Source organism: Paenibacillus sp. FSL H8-0537 (assembly GCF_038051995.1).
In the GTDB taxonomy this organism is placed as follows: Bacteria; Bacillota; Bacilli; order Paenibacillales; family Paenibacillaceae; genus Pristimantibacillus.
Genome location: NZ_CP150290.1, coordinates 4,718,245 through 4,732,645 on the forward strand (window position 1 = coordinate 4,718,245; position 14,401 = coordinate 4,732,645).

The following is a 14,401-nucleotide window of genomic DNA, read 5'->3' on the forward strand; positions in this document are numbered from 1 at the left end:
TGTGAGGATCGTCCTTCACGAGATGAAAAAGCTTTTTAGCCTGAAAATGATCGTTTTAGTCAGTGTGCTGAACGTCCTTTTTTATTTGATGTACATCCAGTTTTATTTTGAACATTTTGCGAACGGCAGGCCCGATAAAGATACGTATAAGGTTGTCATTGAGATGCAGCAGCAATATGGGCTGGAGCTTGATGAAGCGGAATTCGTACAGTTCAAGCAGAGCTATCACGAAAGAGTTCAGGAAGCTGAGCAGTTTATGCATGATGACCCGCAGTTTATGAAGGCCGGCATTTCTACTTATGAGGCTTTTCGTGAAATGGACGTGTTCATCGACAATAAGGAATGGGATGAATTGAACAGCTACGCCATGTTCAACCCCGGCATCGATCTGTTCTGGGAGCTGCAAGGCAGAGCGTATTTAATCGAGAATTATGAACGCAGGCTGGAGCGACCTTATGCAAATCTTTCAAATGAGGATGCGGCGACTCTACAGCGGATGGATGAAATGGTGGCGTCTGGCACGCTGAATACGATTTTCCCATCGATGATTTATGGCAATTTTAAAAATGTGATGTTTTATGTTTATGCCATAAGCATAATCAGCATTTTGCTAATCGTATCTCCGATTTTTTTGCGTGACAGGCGCAGCCGGGTCGTTCATCTCCAGCATGCCTCGCGAATCGGACGCAGCCTGTTCCGCAGCAAGCTGATTGCGGCAATGCTGTCCGCTGTGCTTATTATTACCTTACAGCTCGGCTGCTTCTTTCTATTGTACAGTCAGCAGCCAGGCATTGATTTATTTTATGATGCGCCCATTAATTCGGCCTTTAATTTCCCCTACTTCTGGTATGATCTTACGTTTGTCCAGTTTATGATGCTTACGGTCGCGATCCTTTATGTTCTTGGCTTAATTACCGCTCTGGCGGCAGCTTTCTTCTCCAGCATCTCGGCAAATTACATGGCGCTCGTTGCGCTGCAAATCCCTTATATTTATCTCATTACACAGCCGCTTTCCCGCGTGCTGATTGAAGAGCTCATTATGTTGTATAGACCAAAGTACGTACAGCCACTCGCTTATGGGTTGTTTTTCGCCATCGTCGCTGGCTTGCTCGCGTACCGGTGGCATCGGGAACGAAAAGGAGATTTGCTCCTATAATACATGTTTTAAGGATCGAACAGCAACAAAGGCTTGGCTCCTGTCGTCTTCCAGGAAGCCAAGCCTTTTATTATTTCCGCTAGGAGCACCTTTCGACAGTTATCCACAATTTCCAGCAGCAATTTACAAAATAATACTTTCCCATTTTTTTAATCTATTGTAAAATGATAGAAGAAATGATATTTTCCTAGATGTATCCATAATTTCAAAATCAAAGTATACGAAGGGATGAGGATCAACTAGCGTTTTAAAGCAAATCTAATTTCAGAATATGGAGGAATACAAATGTTTAAGAAAACCAGCCTCACCTTGACTTCCTTCTTGCTCTCGGCTTCCCTGCTTGCAAGCAGTCTTACAGTCGCAGCAGGCGCAGCCTCAGCAGCTCCAACGATTACGCCAGCGGTCGCTTACCAAGCTTCAGCCGCGGCGGTCAGCAGCATTACGCTTGCCGACATGCCTGCCAATCTCAAAAACTCCATTGAATGGGTATGGACCAATCGCATGGTAACGGAAGGCTCGACGACTCGCAAAAACTTGATTTTCGATCAAATATTTGCTGGAAAAGGTACGATTAATTACGTCGTGCGCTGGCAATCAGGCAAAAACTTGACGCTTCAGCAGCGCAAGGACCTTGCCGCCATGCTGCAGCGCCAGATGAACAACTGGACGAAGCATTTGAAAGATTATGACGGCTGGCCTTACGGAGACATTCAAGTGAAAATCGTTGGCTGGGCCGTAGCCAATTCTGCGCAAATTTTAAATAAGCAAGCAGATGAAATCATCTATACAGACTATATAACGGACCAACTGAGCACCTCTAATCCTGCTATCCCATCGAAGCTGCCTGTCGCACCGAGCGCTTTGTCGCGCTTTGATCATTTTACGAACCCCAACTATGTTTATCCGGGCGGACTCGACAAGCGCTTTGATATGTATTTATGGGCAACGTCAGGCTTTGGCGGCGGAGCAGGCGGCGATTGGGGACAGCGTATGTCCGATGATTACATTTTGAGCACCGTTAACTCCAATGAAATTCAAATTACAGAGCATGAAATCGGCCATGGCTTCGGTTTAACCGACTTTTATGAAGTGAATGAGCGTCCTCCTGGCGGCTTCCCAGTTCCAACGATTATGTGGGCAGGAAATTCACCAACGATTACGAGCTGGGACATTTGGATGCTGCGATATACGTGGAGCCAAATTAAAAAGGATGCTTCCCGCTTCCCAGCTACAACCGATAATGGCAATACGAATTTGAGCAACATTGCGCTTAGCGCTTCCGTTACATCCTCTTATGTGTCCCCTTGGGAAAGTATAAGCGCGTTAAATGACGGCTTTGATCCGATTCATTCCAATGACCGCAACCATGCTGTTTATGGAAACTGGCCGGAAACGGGGACGCAATGGGTCCAATATACATTTAATAAAAGCTACACCGTTACACAATCCGATGTTTACTGGTTCAAGGACAATGGCGGCATCGACGTGCCAAGCTCATATAAAATCAAATATTGGACTGGCAGCGCCTGGGTTGACGTCCAAAACGCCGTTGGCCTTGGAACGAGCATCAACCAATACAATACAACAACGTTTACTCCCGTAACAACGACATCGCTGCGAATCGAAATGGTATCGAAAAACCCGGCATCCACCGGCATTTTAGAGTGGAAGGTCAAAGCTTCCAGCTAGCATTAAAGCCTAGAAGTGCAGCAGAAAAGGAACGCCAAAGGAGACTTTCCCCCTTTCGGCGTTTTTTTGCCTTCTATATTATATGTCTTCTAAAAGAGCTGCTAACCTCCCCTCCATCTTGCATGCTATTGACATGACGGCTTAATCGATCGAATATACTGATAAGCATCCTAATGTGGAGGCCTATTCAATGAACGAGCTCCTAGTAATTGACCGTCGCCTGCGGTATCGCAATAGCAGCATTTTTTATCAATTCATGCCCAACCCTGGCAAACAAACGCTGCTGTTTCTCCATCCAGCCTTCACGGATCATCGGGTCTTTTGCAGGCAGATAAGCTATTTTAAGGACGGCTACCAGGTGATAGCTGTTGATATGCCAGGGCATGGACGCAGCCAAGTTCAAGGCACCAAAGTGACGTTAAAAGACATGCCGCACATTGTAGCTGGGATTTTAGCTAAGCATAACATTGCCGCCTGCCATGTGGTCGGCGTTTCCCTCGGCTCACTAGCAGCCCAAGCTTTCGCAGAACGTTATAACGAGCGGTTGCATTCTGTTACAATCGTCGGAGGCTACTCCATTCATCGCGAACATGCAGAAATTTGGAAGGAGCAGAAGCTTGCGGGGCTGCGTTGGCTGTTTTATTTTTTATTTTCCATGGGGCGATTTCGCCGCCATGTGACTAGCTTTTCCTGCGCCAGCAGCTATGGCCGGGATATATTTGCCCAAGGCGCGAAGCTGTTTAATCGGAGCTCTATCGCAGCGATGACGGGTCTAGGCGATTTTTTCACGAAGAAAGAGTCGCCCGTCCCCTACCAAATGCTAATCGTATACGGGGATCAAGATTTAAAGGTGCTTTTGGATAACGCGCGCAATTGGCACATGGCAGAAACATTTTCACAGCTCGTGCTGCTGCCCGGTGCCGGCCATTGCGCCCAGCTTGATGCGCCAGAGTCGTTTAATCGCATATTGGAGCGTTTTATCACATCTATAACGTGTTGAGCATGAGACTTTCCAGTGCTCAGGCTGCAAAGAAATCAGCGAAGAAACACTGCAACTATGCTACTTTCCATTACGTATGATTTGAAATATCCCCTTTGATGTTTCGGCGATGTGTCCGAGGCGTAATAATAGGTGATAGACCAAGGTGAAACGGCTGTCGCCGTCCTCTGGCGGAGCGGCTCGTTTCATTCCAAGAAATATAAGGGGGAGCCTATTTTGAGCTTGAAACGAATATCGACTGTGCTTACGCTGAGCGTATGCATAGGATTGCTCACGGCCTGTGGGCAAAATGAAGAGCCGGGGGCAATACCGCCCTCCACGACTGCATCACCAGAAGCGACGTCGGATACAGCAACTACTGAGGCAACGGCTGCACCGGAAGCAAACGCTGAATCAACTGAACCGTATGAGGTCGTTGCAGAGGAGCTGCGAGCTCCATGGGTCATTGCGTTTTCCGGTGACGTTATTTACGTTAGTGAGCGGGAAGGTAATGTCGTCCAAATCGATGGCGAGCAAAGAACGAGACAAACCGTTAATTTGACTAAATCGGTTCAGGGAGTTGGCGAGAGCGGATTTCTGGGCTTCTTGCTTGCTCCGGATTTCGAACAGTCGCAGCAGGCCTATGCTTACCATACTTATGAGGAAGATGGAAAAATGCTTAACCGCGTCGTGCAGCTGAAGTTTACGGGCGAGAGCTGGGATGAGACATATGCATTGCTGGAGGGTATTCCAGGCGCCTATAATCATGATGGCGGAAGAATGGCCTATGGACCGGACAAGCTGCTGTATATTACGACAGGCGATGCTCAGCAGCCTGAGCTATCACAGGATAAAGGCAGTCTGGCAGGCAAAATACTGCGCATGACGCTCGATGGCAAAGTACCGGCAGACAATCCATTCCCGGACTCCTACGTTTATTCGTATGGGCACCGCAATCCGCAGGGACTGGCTTGGACAGATAAAGGCGTTATGCTTGTTACGGAGCATGGCCCATCGGGCTCGCCTGGCGGACATGATGAAATTAACGTCATTGAGCCTGGCGGCAATTATGGATGGCCGAATGTATACGGCAATCAGACGGGGAGCGGTTTGATTCCGCCTGTCTATCATACCGGCGAGCCGGCTATCGCCCCTTCCGGTGCGGCAATCGACGGCCAGAATCGGATGCTGATTGCTACGCTCGCGGGCAGTGCGCTGTATCGCTATGACCCGGCGACAAAGGATATGTCTGTCGTCTTTGATGGAGAGGGACGACTCCGCGATGTAAAGATGAAGGATGGCCGCGTATATGTCATCACCAATAATACCGATGGCAGAGGAAATCCTTCAAATACAGATGATCGCTTGCTGATCGTGAACGGATTGAAGTAAACGTACAGAGCTGCTTTTTGCTCGGGCGGAGAGAATAGCTGAAGTGACGCAGCAGGAGCGGCAGCAATAACCCGCCGCTTGGCGGACGATGCACAGTACCCCCGTTTCTAACTGAACGGGGGTACTGTGCTAAATATAGAATTAGACTACGAAAAACAACCATTTTACTTCCGTTACATTCGGCTGAGCAAAAATTTCATCGTAGTAGGAGTAGCTGGAGTCGCGGGAGCCGCTGTTGCATGTTTCGCTTGTGCCAAATAGATGATTTCCAGACGATTGTCAAAAGCTTGTACAACAGGAATCGGAGCATCCACCTCCACTCCAAGCGTTAGCCCAGGCAGCATCCAGCGATTGGCTGAAACACCGCGTGCGTCTACCCCTTGCCCCGTAATTTCAAAATAAAATTCAATGTCGACAGCGGCGCTGCATTGAACCTCTATCTCAAGCTGGCGTTCGTTCACTGCCGCTTCATAATAGACACCTCGCAAATGGGTGTTCCAATGCTTGCCGACTTCACGCCGAATGAGCCGGAGATCGTATTTATGCCCATCAGCCGTTTTCCAATGAATCGTGGCGGGATGGAGCTGACCGTTCGTATTTTTGCTGCCTGACATGGCGCCCATCATGATCTCTTTCTCAATCCAGGCTCTCGCTGTACATAAATTTGTATTTACATCCGGCTGATCCCGCTCACACAACTCCCGGAACGGCTGCTCCACAAGCCGGTCGCGCTGATGCTCGGCAAGCTGTGGAAGCCATTCCTTCGGCACGTCTACTCCGACTAGGGCGATCATAATATCATGCTCCGTCTCGCAGTTGATTGCGGTAAAATGCTCATAGCCTTTGCCGAGTGCCAAATACAGCATAACGCCCAGCGAGCTGTGAGCAGTCATTTCCATTTCGTAGGCACGGGCAAACGGGCCGGAAAGATTTTCGATATAAGGATTATAAAAGTCGGCGATGTTGGACCAAAGCCCCTTCTCCATTGCATGGCCGAGCTGCTGGAAGGCTGCCGTCTTGCCATATTGCCGCCATAAACCAAGCACCGTCAGATCGACGCCGTAATAGGTCGTAGTATTGAATTCAGACAGGGAGCCAAACTCTGCATAACGGGCGTGAAGCTTCTCCGCCTCGCGGTCAGCATGCTCCATCCAATCGCTGCGCTGCAAGCGCGTTCCGTAGTAATGGGTAATAAACGTATGCATCAGCTCAATATTGGAATTCATCGGAACGACATCCGACAATCGGCGCTCAATAGAGCCGGTAACGGCCTTGATCATCGACTGCTCCATGCGCCCAAGCAGCGGCTGCGGCAGCTTGCCTTCGAAATGCTCCAGGATGACCGCAAAAATACAGCTGATGAACTCCCGCCAGTTCGGATCATAGCTCTTCCAAACCGGTGGCAGCACTTCATCTACAGCCGTCACAAGCCGGTCAGTCCATTCCTTCTTCGCTTGCTCGCCTTCTATGCCGCTTACCAAGCGCTGCGTTATTTTTTCAAAGGTTTGCGCCAAAAAATAAGCATGACCCGGCCCTAAGCTTTTCCAAGGATAGTTGCCGGCTGGCGGGTCGATCGATTGCAGTGCGCTTTTGAAGGTGCCATGGTAAATTTCATCTGGCGCATCAAGCTGCAAATCGATAATTTTATGGAGCACTTCGCAAGCCCGCTCTACGTCGCCCGGCTCGCCTCGCAGCAGCAGTCCAAGCGCGTAATGTCCGCTGCCCCTCGTGCCATGCTTGCCGTACTCCTCGCTGTCGCCAATCAGCTTAGCCTCCTCATCATACTTTGCATCCATATATGCCAGCGCTTGATCGACCAAATAACGGCGCTCCTCCGACAACTGGCTCCACTCATTCAATGCCATGCCCTTTCTCCCCCTAGAAGTTCAGCCATTTGCTGCCCTGCTTCCATATCTAAATTAATGCCCAGGCACAGAACGACTTCTTTTATTCACGCCATGTAACAGCAACAAGCCCATTATAGCACTGACCGTGCATGCCAGATACATCAATTGTGCGCCACCCGCATTGTACAAAAATCCATTAAGCAGGTTGCCAATAATGCCTCCCAGCCCGACAAAAACCATATTAAATACACTTTGTCCGGTCGCCTGCATTTCCTTGCCCGACACGTTCGCTACATACTCGACCGCTGCGACATAAAAGAGTCCGAACGACAGACCATGCAGCGCTTGGATGCCGATCATGACAGGCGGGTACGGAAACAGCCATTGCACAGCCCAGCGCAGCGCATAAGCAAAAGCGGCAATGACGAGCGTTCGTTCCCTGCCAAGCTTGGCAATAATTTTAGCGGCAAGCAGCATCGAGGGCACATTGGTCATCGAAGCGAGCAGCAGCGCAAAGCCGACCATGGAGAAGCTTCCCCCTGCCTCCTGAAAGGAAAGCACAAAAAAGGAATTGTATGCGGTCAGCGTCTGATTGACAAAAAAACAGGCCACGAGAAACCAGAGGAAATTGCGATTGCTGAGCATTTTTTTGAACCCTTCGGTCAAGCTCACCGTCGTTCGATAACTATCCGACTTATTCGAAAGCGTCAGCACCATTGCCACTCCAGCCGCACTGAATATAAAAAACGGCAGCCATAGCTGGGTAATGTGAAAAAAAGATAAATACAAGCCGCCCGCATAACCGCCAAGCGCCGTTCCTAAACTCCCGAGGCTGCGAATCGTGCCATAGGAGGTGTGTCCTTCGCGGGCAGCGGTAACGGCATAGGAATCGGCAATCGGGCTTTGCGTCACGCTGAAAATAATCGACGTCGTATACACGATGACGAGCAGCGCAAATAGTTGAACATTGTAAAAGTAAGCAAGCACAGCGGGCATGCCGATGCTGCATATGAGTACCAGCTTTGTCTGGCGGTAACGATCCACCATGTAGCCCCAGAACGGCTGAACGATGATGGACAGCAGCGTGCCAAGCGACATCATCATGCCTACCTGACCCGCCGACATGCCTTGATGAACGAGCAGCGTCGTTAAATAAGGGTTGAATAAACCGCCAGCGAGCCCTGTAAACAAGTACAAGGCTCGCAGCTTTAGCAGCATTTTTTTCGCGTCATTCATGATGAGGTTGATTATCCTTTCACTGCTCCAAGCATGACGCCGCTGACAAAATAACGCTGCAGCCATGGGTATACGAGCAAAATCGGAACAGTAGCAAAAATGACACTCGCTGATTTCAAGCTTTCTGGTGTAATTTGCTGCGCGCCACCGTGGCCTTCAAGGATCGCTAGCTCTGAAACCATATTGTTCTGAATCATTTGATACAGCTTGAGCTGAATCGGATACAGCTCCGGCTTGGAAATATACATAAGCGTATCCTGAAAGCCATTCCAGCGCCCAACGGCGTAAAAGAGACAAAGCGTCGCCATAACAGGCAGGGAAAGCGGCAATATGATGCGCATCAGCGTTCCAAAATGCGAGCTGCCATCAATTTCAGCTGCTTCCTCCAAGCTTTTCGGAATACCATTAAAGAAAGAAATCAGAATAATCAGATAAAAAGGGCTAATCAGACCCGGCAGCACAAGCGCCCACACTGTATTGAGCAAATTCAAGTCGCGCACGAGAATATATTCAGGAATGATGCCGCCTGTGAAAAACATCGTGATGACGATTAAAATCATAAATACCTTGCGTCCTTTAAGCTGCGATTTTGTTAACGGATAGGCGGCCACAATCGTCATCGCCATACATAGCGCAGCGCAAAGCGCCGTCAGAAATACAGTAAAGCCTAATGAGCGAATCATCGTCATATCCGAAAAAACCTTGCCATACGCATCCCAGTTGAACCCGACAGGGAAAAGGGTTACCTTGCCCGACGTAATCGCAAGGTTGGAGCTGAGCGATACCGCAATAATATGCATAAACGGTAAAATACAAACAACAACTGCCAATGTAAGCAAAACCATATTTACCGTGTCAAATACGCGGTTAGCCGTACGTTCATTCATTAATCCTCCGCACCTTTCCGTAAGAGCTATAATATGCTCTCATCTGTTAGTTTTTTAGATGCATAATTGGCACCTAGGACGAAGATCAGTCCTACAATAGCCTGAAACAAGCCGACGACTGTCGCCAGCGTATATTCGCCAGACTGAATACCGACGCGGTACACGAAGGTGCTGAGCACATCCGAATACTCGCGAACCGCCAAATTGCCTATTATATACGGCCGTTCAAAGCCTATTGTAATCATATTGCCAAGATTGATAATGAGCAGTGTTACAATTGTCGTTTTGAGGCCTGGAAGGGTAATATGCCAAATCCGTTTGAAGCGCCCCGCTCCATCAACCTCCGCCGCTTCGAACAGCTCGCGGTTAATGCCCGTCAATGCGGCCAAATATAAAATCGTTCCCCAGCCTGCGCTTTGCCACACGCCAGTTGCCAAATACGTAACGAGCCAATCCTTTTTATCCGTCAGAAACGGAATCGCATCAAAGCCAAGCGAGCTTAATACATTGTTAATCATGCCGGATTGCGTGCCAAACACTTGATAAACAATGCCGCCTATAATGACCCATGAGATAAAATGGGGAATATACAAAATCGTTTGCGATATTTTTTTGAACCAAACCCATTTCGCTTCATATAGCATGATCGCTAAAATCAATGGAGCCGGGAAGGATACGATTAAATCCAAAATATTAAGCATTAACGTATTTCGAAGCGTCAAATAAAAATCCTTCATTTTGAAAACTTCAACAAAAGCATCGAAGCCAATCCATTCACTGCCCGAAATGCCTTGAAACAGGTTAAAATCCTTGAATGCGATTTGCACGCCCCACATCGGTCCATATTTGAACACCAGAAAATAAAGGAGCGGGAGTGAAATCAGCGCGTAAAGCTGCCAATACCTGCGTAAATAAATGTTTGTGTTCAATGTTGTTCGCCCCTTCTTTCCTTCATATGCAGTTGGCGCAGAGGGAGCCTGCTTCGGCTCGCCCTGTCCTCCTGCTCTTTACTTGTCCTCATAACCTAAAACCCAAAACGCAAATAGCTTTATTTCGCTTCTGTATAAGCCTTTGTACGCTCGTCCATTACTTCCTTACCGCCACGAGACATGTAATCTGCCATTGCCGCATCATAAATGCTGTCGAATTTATCTGGGGCCGCCATCGTCGTTTTCACAATCATTTCGTCAAGCTTACCGTCAAGCGTAGTGCCATATTTGGTTTTACTAGCGATTGGGCGGTTAAATATGACCGGTGCAATCGTATCGGTATCAGCAAATTCCATCGATTGCGCAAAATCCTTTTGGAATTTTGACTCCACACTGAAAGTAAAGGCCTTCTTGTTTTTCTCTTCATCGCCTCCGATTTTACCGTTAGCTACTATGACAATATCGCCAAAGTTATAGATTCTGTCCGTCGCTTCCTTCGATGCATTGTCTAAGGTAACCGGTATGCCATCCTTCAGCTCGTAGTTCTCGCCTAATACACCATTTTGCATATCAATAAGCACATTTGTCGCGGACATCCAGTCCAAATATTTAATCGCTTCGACTGCGTGCTTGCTTGATTTCGGAACCATAATGTACAGGGCATTAGGTGCATATTCCGGTTTTGCATGCAAGCCTTCTGCATTCGTAAACGGATCGATTGGTGCGAGAATAGCATTCGGACTGTTAGCCACTAGGCTGTCATATACCCCATCTTTGTAATAAATGTTAGGATAATCGTCGCTGAACATCCCAATTTTGCCGCTTTGAATATCCTGCGTCAGCTGCTTTTTATCTTGGTCAAGTCCAAAATCCTTGCTCATCAGCCCTTCATTGTACAGCTTGTTCATAAAGCGCAGTCCTTCTTTAAAGCCCGGAAGCACTGGCAAATAATCACGGTTCGCCAACTGCTCATCCGTCGTTAAGGCGTTTTGCGGCTGAATGAATGACCAGAGAAGAGGCTCAAGCTGAGCTGGCTCAATCGTCATACCGAGAGGAATAACGCTGCCCCCCGTTTCACCGGGATCTTTTTCTTTAAAGGCTTTAAGCGCTTCATAAAGCTCGTCTGTTGACGAAGGCATCGGCAAGCCCACCTTGTCCAACCAATCCTTACGAATCCAGGAGGAGTATCTTTCGGTTAACATTCTTTTGCCAGGGATGGCAAATTGCTTTCCTTCCAGTTGACCATAGGCCAGCGTATCGTCTCCCAGAAACTTCTTAAGGTTTTGTCCATGCTCATTTAACAAATCCGTTAAATCTGCAAGACCACCTTGCTCAGCGTAGCGCTCGAATACCGCTTGATCATACGTAAAAACAATATCCGGCACATCGTCGCCGCTTGCCATGAGTACATTCAGCTTGGCAATTTCCTCTGAACGGGGAATCGGCACGAATTGAACATCAATATTGCTCGTTTTGCTGAAGTTGTCTTTCACGTAACGGGTTAAGTAGCTGTCTGTAATCGTGTAGCCCTGCGGCGTATTGCCGCGGTCGAAAATTTCTACTTTTAATGAAGAAGCTGCTGCACCGCCTGCATTCGAGCTTGAGCTTGCGCCAGGTGTTGCTCCTCCTCCGTTCGAACAGCCCGTAACCAATACAGTTAATGCGAACGTACCCGCCATCCATTTTCTAATCGCCATTTTACTTTTGCTACGCTTCATTTGTTCACAGCCCCTTTTTGTTTGGTTGCCTCGCCTATTGAGGTGAGCTTTCCTAACCTCTCGTTGACGATGCCGCTTGTGGAGATGAGCCAAGTATGACACGATGACAGGAAATCTGACAATAAACAGAATTCCGCCTCAAAAATCGGGTGGAAAATCGTCGCAAGCCCTGTATTTCCGCTGATGTGACGCTATTCCTGTAAACATACCTTTTTCCGATTCGCTTGAATTAGCCATCAAAAAAGCCCCCGAACTTGTTCGGGAGCCACCTTCTAGCTTCTGCTTATTCACTTGCAGGTTCTGGCTTCATTTCATATTTTCTATAGTCTCCCGGTGTGACACCGACTATTCTTTTAAACACCCGTCCGAAGGTAACGGAATTGGCGTAGCCGACCTGCAAAGCGATTTGCTGGATAACCTCGTCGGTTTGGCTCAGTAAATTTTGGGCGTGCACAATGCGCAGCTGCGCCAGAAAATCAACGAATTTTGTATTAAACTCTTCCTTGAACAAATGGCTCGCATATTTCGCAGACACTTGGAAGCGATCGCTCAATATCGTAAGGGACAAATCCGGATTCGTATAATGCTCTTCAATGTAAGCTTTCATCTCACTAATCATCGCCCGATAGCTTTTATTTTCGTTAGTGGACACATAGACCCGGTAAACCTCGTTCATCATTTCCAGCAGCAAGGCTTCCATCTCCGGCAGCCGCTGCGCCTTATCCAGCTCCGAACGCCACAGCTGTGCCTGCTCGCCCACAAAGTAATCCTTCAGACTGTCGGAGAGATCCATCAGCTCTCTGCCCAGCATTTGGCGCAGCCAATGAATAAGCATTCGGATGTCCTGATCCGCAAGCAGCTCGGAGCCGACCCTTTGAAACAGCGTGTGCACCTGCTCCCGCCATTCCTGATTGGTCAAGCGAAACATTTTGACGATACCAGCCATGATAGGGAAATATTTATAAGACTCCATATGCGGCTGCAGCGGCACATCTGAGCCAAACACCATTTCATTTTCACCCAGAGACAATACATATTGCAGCGCTGATCCAGCAGATTGGTAGGATTCCTTTAAGCTGCCGTCCAGATTCGTCACAATGCCAATACCGAATTGCATCGTCAGCTCAAATTGGCTTGTGGCCCACTGGTGAGAGCTCCTGACGGCCAAGCGCAGCCTCTTTTTGAAATTTTCAACTTCTTCCTCTTCCTCTGCGGCACCACTTGTAAAAATAATGCCCAACTGGCTGCTGCTTATCCATTCCGCCCAGCTGTCCAGTTCTCTTTCCCGTGCCAGCTCCTGAAAAAGATTCATGAGCGTCAAACGGAACGTTTGCTGATCCTGATGAGAGAAGTCGCCGTAGGCGACCTCAAAATCATGCATTTCCGCAATAACGACTGCGGCGTGCACAGCATGCTCCGACGCTTGCAGTACGGCTAAGGAGTGGCATTTTTTAGCCCTCTCCCCTTGAGCCTCAGCATGACCTTCGATTAAATCGATAAAAAACTGCCGCCTGCGTATAAGCAAATTCTCATGATGCTGCTGCTCATAATCTGCGGTCTGCTGGATAAGCTGCTCCAGCGCATGATCGATTAACGTCAGCTCATCTCTAGTCGTGACATCGAGGGAGCGCACCGGAAGCGCCTGAATTCGGTTCATCATGATTTTAATCGGCCTATAGTTTTTGCGGGTAATATAAATGATGTAGAGGACGGCTAACAACAAGGTAGCAAGCCCAATAATAATCCATACATAAGAAATGACAGATACCCAGGCGAACAGTTGACCCGCGCGGAGGCCGCTGCTGAACGTCCAGCCCAGCTTTGGCGACACTAGCGTCGTTAGCACAGTGCCTTTCTCGTCGATACTACCCAGCCCTAAATTACCTTTAGGAAAAATAGTTTCGCCTTCCTGGCCCGTTACATGAAGAAAGGAAACGCTACTGCGTGTCATATCATCTATCATTCGGCCTAAAGGATAGGCGCCGAGATTAATGACTAAAACGCCTTCCTGACCGAAGGGAAGCGGCAGCCGTTTATGCATGCTGATCACTTCCTCCGGCTTATCGGATTCCAGCAGCTTGAAGGAACGGATTTGCGACCAGCGCTGAAAGGATGGTTCATCCAGCGCATTCTCCAAATAAGCGCGATCAGCAAACGCCTCCTGCGTCGTAAATCCATATTTACTAACGATACGCTGATCGGACAGACGGTATATATACATGGAATCCAGCAGTTCATTATTACTTTCCATGATCCACAGCTTTTTGGCGAGCTCCATAAATTCGGGACTGCCCTTCTCCACATCACCCGCGAGAAAATGTCCGTAAACCGGGTCATTTTCCATTTGGCGCAATATTTCCATCTCCACTTGATTGACCGCTCTGTCGAGACTATCGACGACGTAGGAAGTCGAAATGCGGCCCGCCTTCTCCGTTTCGTTCCGTGAAATCTCATTTACAATGAGGAAGGAGAGGAAAATGACCATAGATATCGTCAAGATGAAAATCGGAAAATAGGAGAAAAGCAATCTGCGATACCAATTCTTTGACATAATCCTCACTCCATATC

10 protein-coding genes are annotated in these 14,401 nt (G+C 48.2%); 4 read left to right on the top strand and 6 right to left on the bottom strand.

Features of this window, described 5'->3' with window-relative positions; all coding sequences use genetic code 11:
* The first annotated feature begins 22 nt into the window (after nt 1-22).
* The 4 genes from MHB80_RS19900 to MHB80_RS19915 all read left to right on the top strand — a co-directional run bounded on the left by MHB80_RS19900 (nt 23) and on the right by MHB80_RS19915 (nt 5,216).
* Entirely contained in the window at nt 23-1,156 is a 1,134-nt protein-coding gene (locus MHB80_RS19900) for a hypothetical protein (RefSeq protein ID WP_341278596.1), read from the top strand.
* A gap of 285 nt (nt 1,157-1,441) precedes the next feature.
* The gene (locus tag MHB80_RS19905) at nt 1,442-2,845 is read left to right on the top strand and encodes a discoidin domain-containing protein (protein ID WP_341278597.1); all 1,404 of its coding nucleotides are present in this window, start codon (nt 1,442-1,444) and stop codon (nt 2,843-2,845) included.
* Between the two features lie 190 nt (nt 2,846-3,035).
* Complete coding sequence (locus tag MHB80_RS19910; protein WP_341278598.1) at nt 3,036-3,845, top strand: alpha/beta hydrolase; 810 nt, start codon at nt 3,036-3,038, stop codon at nt 3,843-3,845.
* Nucleotides 3,846-4,061: 216 nt separating this feature from the next.
* Nucleotides 4,062-5,216, top strand: a complete 1,155-nt coding sequence (locus MHB80_RS19915) for a PQQ-dependent sugar dehydrogenase (RefSeq protein ID WP_341278599.1) — start codon at nt 4,062-4,064, stop codon at nt 5,214-5,216.
* A 173-nt stretch (nt 5,217-5,389) separates the two neighbouring features.
* Here the strand turns inward: MHB80_RS19915 and MHB80_RS19920 are convergent, their stop codons facing one another.
* From MHB80_RS19920 to MHB80_RS19945, 6 genes are all read right to left on the bottom strand, one after another.
* Nucleotides 5,390-7,081: a hypothetical protein gene (locus MHB80_RS19920; protein ID WP_341278600.1), complete on the bottom strand. Its 1,692-nt coding sequence runs from the start codon at nt 7,079-7,081 to the stop codon at nt 5,390-5,392.
* Nucleotides 7,082-7,135: 54 nt separating this feature from the next.
* Nucleotides 7,136-8,299: an MFS transporter gene (locus MHB80_RS19925; RefSeq protein WP_341278601.1), complete on the bottom strand. Its 1,164-nt coding sequence runs from the start codon at nt 8,297-8,299 to the stop codon at nt 7,136-7,138.
* A gap of 11 nt (nt 8,300-8,310) precedes the next feature.
* Nucleotides 8,311-9,186, bottom strand: a complete 876-nt coding sequence (locus MHB80_RS19930; protein ID WP_341278602.1) for a carbohydrate ABC transporter permease — start codon at nt 9,184-9,186, stop codon at nt 8,311-8,313.
* Nucleotides 9,187-9,212: 26 nt separating this feature from the next.
* A complete protein-coding gene (locus MHB80_RS19935) occupies nt 9,213-10,115 on the bottom strand; it encodes an ABC transporter permease subunit (RefSeq protein ID WP_341278603.1) in 903 nt (300 codons plus the stop codon).
* A 119-nt stretch (nt 10,116-10,234) separates the two neighbouring features.
* A complete protein-coding gene (locus MHB80_RS19940) occupies nt 10,235-11,833 on the bottom strand; it encodes an extracellular solute-binding protein (protein ID WP_341278604.1) in 1,599 nt (532 codons plus the stop codon).
* Nucleotides 11,834-12,116: 283 nt separating this feature from the next.
* On the bottom strand, nt 12,117-14,384 hold the full coding sequence (locus tag MHB80_RS19945; RefSeq protein ID WP_341278605.1) for a helix-turn-helix domain-containing protein: 2,268 nt from the start codon (nt 14,382-14,384) through the stop codon (nt 12,117-12,119).
* Nucleotides 14,385-14,401 lie beyond the last annotated feature (17 nt).

Excerpts from the sequence above, each read along its gene's own strand:
- MHB80_RS19930 (WP_341278602.1), bottom strand. The coding sequence starts at position 9,186 with ATGAATGAACGTACGGCTAACCGCGTATTTGACACGGTAAATATGGTT.
- MHB80_RS19925 (WP_341278601.1), bottom strand. The coding sequence starts at position 8,299 with ATGAATGACGCGAAAAAAATGCTGCTAAAGCTGCGAGCCTTGTACTTG.
- MHB80_RS19920 (WP_341278600.1), bottom strand. The coding sequence starts at position 7,081 with ATGGCATTGAATGAGTGGAGCCAGTTGTCGGAGGAGCGCCGTTATTTG.
- MHB80_RS19940 (WP_341278604.1), bottom strand. The coding sequence starts at position 11,833 with ATGAAGCGTAGCAAAAGTAAAATGGCGATTAGAAAATGGATGGCGGGT.
- MHB80_RS19945 (WP_341278605.1), bottom strand. The coding sequence starts at position 14,384 with ATGTCAAAGAATTGGTATCGCAGATTGCTTTTCTCCTATTTTCCGATT.
- MHB80_RS19900 (WP_341278596.1), top strand. The coding sequence starts at position 23 with ATGAAAAAGCTTTTTAGCCTGAAAATGATCGTTTTAGTCAGTGTGCTG.
- MHB80_RS19910 (WP_341278598.1), top strand. The coding sequence starts at position 3,036 with ATGAACGAGCTCCTAGTAATTGACCGTCGCCTGCGGTATCGCAATAGC.
- MHB80_RS19905 (WP_341278597.1), top strand. The coding sequence starts at position 1,442 with ATGTTTAAGAAAACCAGCCTCACCTTGACTTCCTTCTTGCTCTCGGCT.